The sequence below is a fragment of the Enterococcus sp. HMSC072F02 genome (assembly GCF_001837725.1).
Lineage (GTDB): Bacteria > Bacillota > Bacilli > Lactobacillales > Enterococcaceae > Enterococcus_B > Enterococcus_B lactis.
Map to the genome: position 1 here is coordinate 1 of NZ_KV833919.1, position 9,290 is coordinate 9,290.

5 protein-coding genes and 1 pseudogene are annotated in these 9,290 nt (G+C 39.7%); 5 read left to right on the forward strand and 1 reads right to left on the reverse strand.

Annotated features, from left to right (window positions below; genetic code table 11):
• Positions 1–757 precede the first annotated feature (757 nt).
• The 5 genes from HMPREF2731_RS02775 (at position 758) to HMPREF2731_RS02795 (ending at position 9,120) form a co-directional block, all read left to right on the forward strand.
• On the forward strand, positions 758–4,417 hold the full coding sequence (locus HMPREF2731_RS02775) for a SpaA isopeptide-forming pilin-related protein (protein WP_070872275.1): 3,660 nt from the start codon (positions 758–760) through the stop codon (positions 4,415–4,417).
• A gap of 1 nt (position 4,418) precedes the next feature.
• Complete coding sequence (locus tag HMPREF2731_RS02780) at positions 4,419–5,168, forward strand: pilin N-terminal domain-containing protein (protein ID WP_070872277.1); 750 nt, start codon at positions 4,419–4,421, stop codon at positions 5,166–5,168.
• 64 nt (positions 5,169–5,232) lie between these two features.
• A complete protein-coding gene (locus HMPREF2731_RS02785) occupies positions 5,233–6,720 on the forward strand; it encodes a SpaH/EbpB family LPXTG-anchored major pilin (RefSeq protein WP_070872279.1) in 1,488 nt (495 codons plus the stop codon).
• A gap of 85 nt (positions 6,721–6,805) precedes the next feature.
• Positions 6,806–8,002, forward strand: coding sequence for a class C sortase (locus HMPREF2731_RS02790; RefSeq protein ID WP_070872280.1), 1,197 nt, complete (start codon positions 6,806–6,808; stop codon positions 8,000–8,002).
• Entirely contained in the window at positions 7,999–9,120 is a 1,122-nt protein-coding gene (locus HMPREF2731_RS02795; RefSeq protein ID WP_010724946.1) for a class C sortase, read from the forward strand. Before HMPREF2731_RS02790 ends, HMPREF2731_RS02795 begins: the two co-directional genes overlap by 4 nt.
• A gap of 2 nt (positions 9,121–9,122) precedes the next feature.
• On the opposite strand, the pseudogene HMPREF2731_RS15230 reads toward HMPREF2731_RS02795, so the two are convergent.
• A pseudogene (locus tag HMPREF2731_RS15230) lies at positions 9,123–9,290 on the reverse strand (transposase); the annotation flags it as partial.

Sequence of the window (9,290 nt, forward strand, 5' to 3'; positions counted from 1 at the left end):
GTTTGATTTTCAAACTTCGCAACAGAACCATTTTAGGAATTTGAGTAGTGTCATTTGATAAAAATTTCTCAAGCAGCATTCTTAAATGGATTAGTGTCAAATTATTGTTTTCGTTTCTAAAACATCCTTGTATAGCAAGATAGCTTGTTGAACATCATGATGTTCAACAAGGTTGTAACGTTTTTTTGAGTGTTGTTGTCTTCGGATATCGAATTCAAACAATCACTACTTATCACTAACAAGTCAATTATCAGATTGAACAGAAAAGTGGATTGACAGCTGAAGCAGTTGCAGAGCTCAAAGATTACTCAAATAAACAATTTCAAGGCTAGTATATGATACAAAATTCATCATTAGGGTAAAAAGAAGTGTTTGGAGATACGGTACCTTATACGATAAAAGCGACCTATCCATTTTTATTTCTGCTAGACAATATCTCTGTGAAAATCGGAATTGAAGGGTAAGTGCCTTCTCAAGTGAGTTGAAGATATTGGAAAAGATTTTTCCTTAGTGTTACGGCTCGTTTTCAGTTTAATCGTGGGTGCGCTTCTTCTTAGAGTAGTCATTTATTATCAAGACATCATAAAAGTTGCATGGAAACAGTGGCGGATACAGCAAAGCATAGGAATGTGAAAGAGATAACAATGGTATTATCGCTATAAATTGTTTATAATTTAGATGGCAGTATCAAATCTTAGGTATTGCTATTTAAATTTTGTTTAAGAATAGATATCATGTTTTTTAGAGGAGGGAAGAAATGAAGAAGAAAAAATCGGTCTGGTTTATGATGGTTGCTATTTTGATGGGCTTTATCCCGCAAATCTTGACTGCTTATTCGAGTATCGCACAGGCTATAGAAACTCAGCCGGATAAAATCGTAGATCAATCAGGTTTAAAAGTCAGTTCCTCTGTTTCATCAGATGGAAATTCTTTAAATTGGAAATTACAGTATGAAAAAGATGTCGCAAGTGATGGCAATGATCAAGCACTGAAATTTAAAGTGACGGCTGATGGAGAAGCAATAGCTTTTAATGAAGATGCCAGTTTTGCTGTTGATGATGACCAATGGTTTGCGGAAAAAGATTTTTCAAAACAATCGCAGGGTTCTCTTTCATTCACAACGGTGCTAAATGTCTCCAAGGTAGCTCTTGAAATTCAAGCCGATGCAACGAAAACGGATGGAACACAAGCTGTCACTATTAACAAGAATATTTTGACTAGTGCAGTAGAAGGTCCGCATGCGTTGAAATTACCAGCAGTGGCTACACAAGAAACGACAGAAGTAAGTGCTACTTCTCCGACAACAGCGGAAGAAATCACCAGTAGCCAAGAGACCGAAACGACTGCACAAACGGAAGAAGCCAGTGAAGCAACGTCGTCTGAGATAAATTCCTCTCGGGTAGTAGTGGGCGCTAGCAATCTTGAATATCTTAGTGGAATAAGTGCATTTTCTTCCATTAATTACAGCAATATTGCGCCAGAATATACGACAGATGCTACAAAAGGAACTTTTCCGACTAATAGCTGGCAACCAGCTGGGCAAACAAATGTGATCAACCACCAAGGTAACAAGGAACGCAACTTTGCCACTTGGGATGGTGTAACTAGCTGGAATGGTGATCCATCAGACACAACACATTCTTATATCCAGTATGGTGAAAAACAAACAGATTTTGCCATTCGGAAGTATGCCAAAGAAACGAGTGAACCAGGGCTTTACGATGTATATTTGAATGTAAAAGGTAATGAGCAACAAGATATCAAACCAGTTGATATTGTTTTGGTAGTGGATATGTCAGGAAGTATGGAATCGAGTCAAAGTAACGGCTGGAATGATCGTGCTGGTGCAGCCAGAAATGGTGTGAAAAATTTCTTGCAAACCATTAAAGATGCAGGCATTGGGGATTACGTCAATGTTGGTTTAGTCGGATTTTCTAGTCCAGGATATGTAACAGGGCCTAACGGTTATCTTACTGTACCGATAGGTAAAGCTTCGGATACTAGCCACATAAATGCAATCAATGATGCTTTAAAACCAAAATTTACAGGAGGAACTTACACTCAAATCGGGATCGAGCAAGGTCAGCAGATGCTTGCGGGAAGCTCCAATGAAAACAAAATGATGATCGTATTGACCGATGGGGTTCCTACTTTTTCTAAGAAGGTAACCGCTGCGCAAACGATTGATGGGACTACCTATGCTACTGAATTCGGTAATACATTGGATGAACCACGCAATACCTCTAAACTCAATAGTAGTTATGAGGTTGGTTCTTGGGGAAATAGAACAAATATTGATAGTACTTGGCCGGCCACATTAGGAGCAGCTAAAATCGCCAAAGATGCGGGCTTAACTATCCACACGCTGGGAATTCAGCTGAGTAATGATAGAGATTTTTTAACTGAACAACAAGTTCGCGATAGAGCAAGTCTTATCGCTACACCGGGTAAATACAAAGATGCTGAAACAACAGGCGATGTTTCTGATTATTTGAATGAACAAGCTAAAAATGTAGTGAAATCTTTCAACACCATAGTCAATGGTTCGATCAATGATTCTTTGGGTGATCAGTTCTCTTATGAAGGCACTCCAACTGTGAAGAGCATCAGTACAGGGAATAGTGCTGTAACGAATTTACCGACCGTAAACCAGTCGAATGGTAAAGTGACCACTACTGAGTTGAACTTAGGCAAAGATCAAGAAATTCAGATCCATTATCAAGTGCGTATCAATACAGAAGATAAAGATTTCACGCCGGAAAAATGGTATCCGATGAATGGTCAAACAACTTTGACACCAAACGGAGACAATCCGGATAATAAAGTAGACTTTGGCGTTCCTTCCGCAAAGGCACCGGGGGTGAAACTTAATCTGAAAAAGATTTGGGAAGAATACGATAAGGATACGAGTAAACGTCCCGATTCTCTTGATTTCACCTTGAACCGAAAAGATACCACAGAGAGCAATTCTTGGAAGCAAGGTTTTATTCGTCTTTCTAAAAGCGATGTTGCTACAGATACTAATGTCTGGGAAAAGACCAATATTGAAAAAGTAGCAGAAACACAAGGAGCTACTGAATCGCTTTGGTTGCCACAATTCAACAACAAAGGGAAAGATTTTGCTTATAGCTTTGAAGAAGCAACGGTCAATGGCTATGAATCTTCAAGAAATGCTGCTAAAACCATTTGGACCAATAAAAAAATCTACACACCACTTGCTTTAGAGATCACTAAAATTTCTGATCAAGGAAAGACACCTCTTAAAGGAGCAGTCTTTAGACTAAGTGGAGGTAGTTTGCCAAATGCAGGCGTTGAACTTAAGGACAACGGGGATGGAACCTATACGTTGTCTGATGATAAGTACAAGCTGCAATTAAATACTGAGTATACATTGACAGAAGTTACACCACCAGCTGGACATACGGCTACTACAACTAGTTGGAAAGTCAACGTTAGTGCAGAAGGTAAAGTAACCTTCAACGATGCTGTAACGGGTATTGAAATCAAAGACAACACTATCAAGTACACCATTGAAAATGAGTTTACCAAACGTCCTTTATTGGTTGAAAAATATAATAAAGATAGTGGTAAAACATTAGACGGTGCGAAGTTTACGTTGAAGCAATATGAAGATAAGTGGACGAATGATGGTAAAGTTGTCGGTGATGATTTGATCGGAAGTGATGCCAAATCTTTTGCTAGACTGGCACCAGGCTATTACAGCTTGGAAGAAACGACGGTACCGACAGGCTATAAAAAAGATGATACAGTCTTTAAGTTCCAAATCGATAGCGCTGGGAAACTACTTGATGCAAATGGCAAAGAAATCACCGCTAACTCAAAACCAATGACAGATGGTTTCTATTTAACGAGTGATAATAAGATTGTTTTGATCAAATACAATGAACTGCGTGATTTTGACTTTTCAATTCTTAAAAAGAACTCGCAAAGCAACAAACCATTAGCAGATACTGAATTCAGCTTAGCCACAAAAGAGGATTCCAATACGATTTTGGCTACTCTGAAGACCAATGATGAAGGAACCGGTCAGTTTTTAAATGCTTCGGGTAATCATTACGGTGTTCGTCCAGGAACTTACGTTATCAAAGAAACGAAAGCACCAGAAGGGTTTGTCCTTTTAGAAGGGACTTTCGAGGTCACTATAAATGCGGACGGAACTGTCGGCGACGTGACTTATGATGGTAAAGATCTTGATAAAGATGCTATCAAAGTAAATCTAAAAGATGAGGACAATAACGTCATCGAATTGACGGTTGCTAATACACCCAAAGGACAACTGCCAGCAACCGGCGGATCAGGTATACAGACTTTCATCATAGTAGCCTTAGCTCTTGTCACAGCAGCAGGTGCTCTTACGATCTGCTACTTCTACCGTAATCGAAAGGAGTTGAACTAAGATGAAGAATAAATCATTGTTCATCAAAATCACCTTACTTCTTTCAACTTTGCTGTTAGGGATCTTTACGGGGCAACAAGCCTTTGCGGATGATGGGACGATCGATATTGTGATCCACAAACAATTGTGGGACCAAGCACCTGATGCAACTATTCAAAATACGGGAGCGGCCGATCAAGATACCAAAGATTCAATCGAAGGGGTTGGATTTACGATTTATGACATTACAGAGGATTACTATAAATTGGTCAAAGGATCTGACGAAACAACAACTATTCGAATGATTCAAGAAAATGTTGCTGATTATCAAAAAATTATCAGAGAACAAGGCCTGACTGATGAAAAAGGCACAATCAAATTTATCCAACTACCTAAAAGCAGTGGCGGTAAAAATGCGGTTTACCTGATTGTTGAAACGGTATTGCCTGATCCTGAAAAGGTAAAAGTCGAAAAAGCGGCCGAACCCTTAGTAGTGGCTTTACCAGTATATGAAATGAGCACAGACGGTAAAACCTATACGGACAAAGAATTAGCTACCGTTCACCTTTATCCTAAAAATGTGGGAACAATCGTTGAAAAGCCAGTGACACCAACTAAACCTAAAAAACCAAGTAAACCTAAAAAACCAAGTAAACCGAAGAAACGCTTGCCACAAACAGGTGAAGCAAAATCCTTCCTAGGTATATTGGGGATTCTTTTGATCGGTACGGCGATCATTTTATGGCGGAAACACTCTGTACGAAACAATTAATCAAAGGTACAAAAGACTAAGGTCTATTGGAATATTGTACAAAAAATCAAGGAGGAATTAGAAAATGAAGAAATTATGGAAAACACTTTTTTCAGCCCTACTTGTAGTGCCTTTATTCACCAGCGTGTTTGGTGCGATAACAGTAAGTGCTGCTGAAGCAACAACGACAAATGTAACGATCAATAAACGAATTTGGAAAGATGGCGAAGCTCCAGCACAAGGTTCCATGCAAAATACTGGGGAAGAAATGGACTTTGGTGGAGCTCCACTTAAAGGAGCCGGCTTTACAGCCTATGATGTAACAGATGCTTATCTTGCTCTGATTGCAGATGGTAAGTCACAAGCAGATGCAACAAAAGAAATTGCTGATAATGCGTCAGATTACACAACTGTAGCAAAAGCAGAACAAAAAACGGATGCCAATGGTCAAACAACTTTTGAAGGACTTGCTTTAAAAGACGACGACAAAGATAAAGTCTATATGTTTGTTGAAACAAGCACGCCAGGCAATGTTTCCGTAACGACAAAGGCCGCTCCAATCGTTTTAGCAATGCCAATCTATACGTTTAAAGATGGCAAATATTCAGATACAATCAATACCAACGTTCAAGTCTATCCAAAGAACGAAACCAAGACTGATAAAAAAGAAGTTGCCAATTTAGATAAGTTCACTGAAGTTAAGGGTGCTGATGGAAATGTTTTATATCATAACCTTACAACTGGCGATGAAATCGAATATAAATTAACTTTAAATATTCCTGCGGACATTCTGGAAGATGGCGTCACTTACTCTGTAACTGATACGCCAACTGCTGGACTTGCTTATGTAAAAGATTCTTTTGCAGCAACTGGTTTAGTAGCTAGAACTGACTATGAATTAGCTGAAGATTCTGCAACTGGCGGATTTACTGTTACTTTGAAACAAAGTGAAAATGTAGGAAAATTAGCTGGTAGTCAATTGATTGCTACTTACAAAATGAAATTAACTGCTGAAGTAAATCCTGACGATTTAGTAAACAATAGTGCCCAAGTAACAATTGGTAACAACCCTCAAGATAAAATTACACCACCAACGAAATTTGGTACAGGTGGTTATAAATTCGTCAAAAAAGATTCGCAATCTGGTGCAACCTTATCTGGTGCGGAATTTGTCGTAAAACAAGGCTCTAACTTTGCAATATTTGAAGATGCTAAAAACACTAAAGGTGAATATATCTTTAAAGAATGGACGACTGGTGAAGCAGAAGCAACGAAAATCGTTTCTGACGACAAAGGTGAGTTGAAAGTAATTGGTTTGAAAAATGGTGACTATCAATTAGAAGAAAAAGCGACTTCAAGTGATAAATATGTGTTACTTGATGAAGATGTCGATTTCACTGTTGAACACGGTCAATATGGCAGTCAAAAATTAAAGTCTGTTCTTAACACGCCTAAAGGTCTGCTTCCATCAACAGGTGGTAACGGGATCTATGCCTTCTTACTTATCGGTGCTGTTCTTATGATCGGTGCTTACGCTTGGTTCAAGAAATCTAAAACACAAGCTGAAGTCTAAGATATAGTTTTAAAATAGCAAAAGGCAGCTTCATTTCTTGAAGTTGCCTTTTCTTTCTTTTAAATGGGGAGAAGGAGGTGCAAGCATGGATCAGCGCAAAAAAAACGAACGGATCAATTTGATTTTAAAACTGCTAATGGCGATTTTATTTACGACCGGTGCCATTATTTTCAGTTATCCCTTTTTGGCCAATGCGGTGAATTCCTACTATGACCAAAAGATGATGGAAAAAAATTTGGCTGAGATGGCCGCAACAAATACCAAAGAACAAGCAAAGAGGCACCAAGAAATGGCCGAAAAAAATAAAGAGCTAGCTGAAAGTAAGAACATGACCAATATTCCTGGCATGGGACTGGTAGAAGACCCGTTTGAAAATGCGGTCGATGATGCCAAAGATCCGGGTAAAGCCTATTATGAAGAGCATACCGTGGGTGCTATCTATATTCCAAAAATTTCGGTCAGCTTACCTTTATTTGATGAAACCAATGCTGCTCTTTTAGAAAAAGGCGCGACGATTTTACAAGGAACCTCTTATCCGATCGGTGGCAATAGTACCCATTCGGTGATCTCAGGCCACAGTGGCTTGACGGAACGTAAACTTTTTACAGATTTAGAAAAGTTGGTGATTGGCGATGATTTTTATTTGACCATTGCTGGGGAAAAATTGGCTTATGCGGTCGATGACATCCAGATCGTTTTACCGTCGGATATCGACAAAGTGGTCATCCAACCGGGGCGGGACTTGGTGACCTTATTGACTTGTACACCTTATGGCATCAATACCCATCGTTTATTAGTCACTGGACACCGTGTACCTTATGTGGAGGAAATGGCGGAGGAAGTGACCAGTACCAAAAAAGCGGTCGAACGGCGTTTTCGCTTGTATTTACTACTGATCCCGCTTTTCTTTGCCATGATTTTCTATTGGATGTATCGCAAGTTCGTCTATTATCAAAGTGGCAAACACAGTTATGACTTTTGTTTTTACTTATTGGAAAATGGTCAACCCAAAGCAGGCGTGACTTTTACCTTAGTCCGTAAAAAACGTTGGGCAACAGATGTCACTAGCCAACCAGTTGCTGTAAGCCAGGTGGATGGATGGGTGTCTTTCCCTGAGATCAGAGGGGGTCGTTATTATGCCAAGGCGATCGATGGGTCGACAAAACCAGTTAAGGGCAAGGTCCGCCGTTTAAAAGATCGGCAGTTTGTTTTAAGCCACGTCACGAAGAAAAAGCACGGTAAGAAAGTTACTTATTATCTGGAGAATGGAGCGAAAAAATGAAGAAAAATCGGCAAGTGATCTCGCAAATTGCGATCATCCTCATTTTTATGGTCGGCATCTTGACCATGCTCTATCCTTTTTATGTCGATGCGTTGAATAATGTGATCGATCAAGTGCGCGTCGATCGCTATTTGAAGGAAAGCCAGAAAGAATTTGAAGCCGAACGCAAGCGACTGGCGGAAGAAAATAATAAATTGAGCGACAGCGGGTTAGCTCCGGGTGCCGATCCGTTTGCGAATCCGAATGGTGGTACGGTTTCATCTGCTTATTACAAAAAGCATTTGATTGGGACCATCAATCTTCCTGATTTGGCCATTGAGTTACCGCTATTTGATACGACCAATGATGATTTATTGGAACAAGGTGCGACGGTCCTAGATGGCACGTCCTTTCCTGTTGGTGGCGCAAGTACCCATGCGGTGATCTCGGCTCATCGTGGCTTGCCAGAACGGGAACTCTTCACCAATCTGCCGGAGCTTAAAAACGGTGATATTTTTCTGCTAAATGTCTTAGGGGAAACCTTGGCTTATGAAGTATTTGACAGCCAAGTCGTGACGCCAGATCAGACTTCGGTTTTAAAGATCGAACCAGGCCAAGACTTGGTGACGCTCATGACCTGTACCCCTTATATGATCAATAGTCACCGTTTGTTAGTCACAGGAAAACGCGTGCCATATACACCGGCTGCCGAGAAAAAACAAGTCAAAGGCGATCGTTTTCGTAAGTTGAAACAAATTGCTATCTTGGGGGGGACGGCCCTGTTGATCTTAGCCGCTATTTATCAATTGTATCATGTGATCGCCCGTTACCGATTGCGGAAAGTGCGTTTTGATTTCACTGTTTGCTTAGAAGGCGTGGCAGAACATACGCCAATCGCACTCTATGATAAAAAAGGGAAAAAAGCCCTGCGGCGCAATGGAAAAGCCTATCAAGAACTAACAGATCAAACCGGACAAGTCACTTTTACCGATCTACCAGGGGATTGCTATCGTTTGAAATTGGGCAAGAGTTGGTTGGTGCAGTTTGGTTTGAAGAAAAAAAAGAGGCCATCCAAGATTTGGAAGATAAATAAGAAAAAAGTTATGTTAAAAGAAGAAAGAATACTAGAAGTCAAATAAAAAATGCTCATGTTATCAAATGATTTAAATCCATAAGATACACGTTTCATTGTTTAATATGGGTATTCTTAGCTTCTATTTTGTCATTGGTATGGGGATAAATCAATGCACTTCGTATACCTTCGTTATATTTGAGTAAATGGTTCTGTTGCAAAGTTTTAAATAAAGAA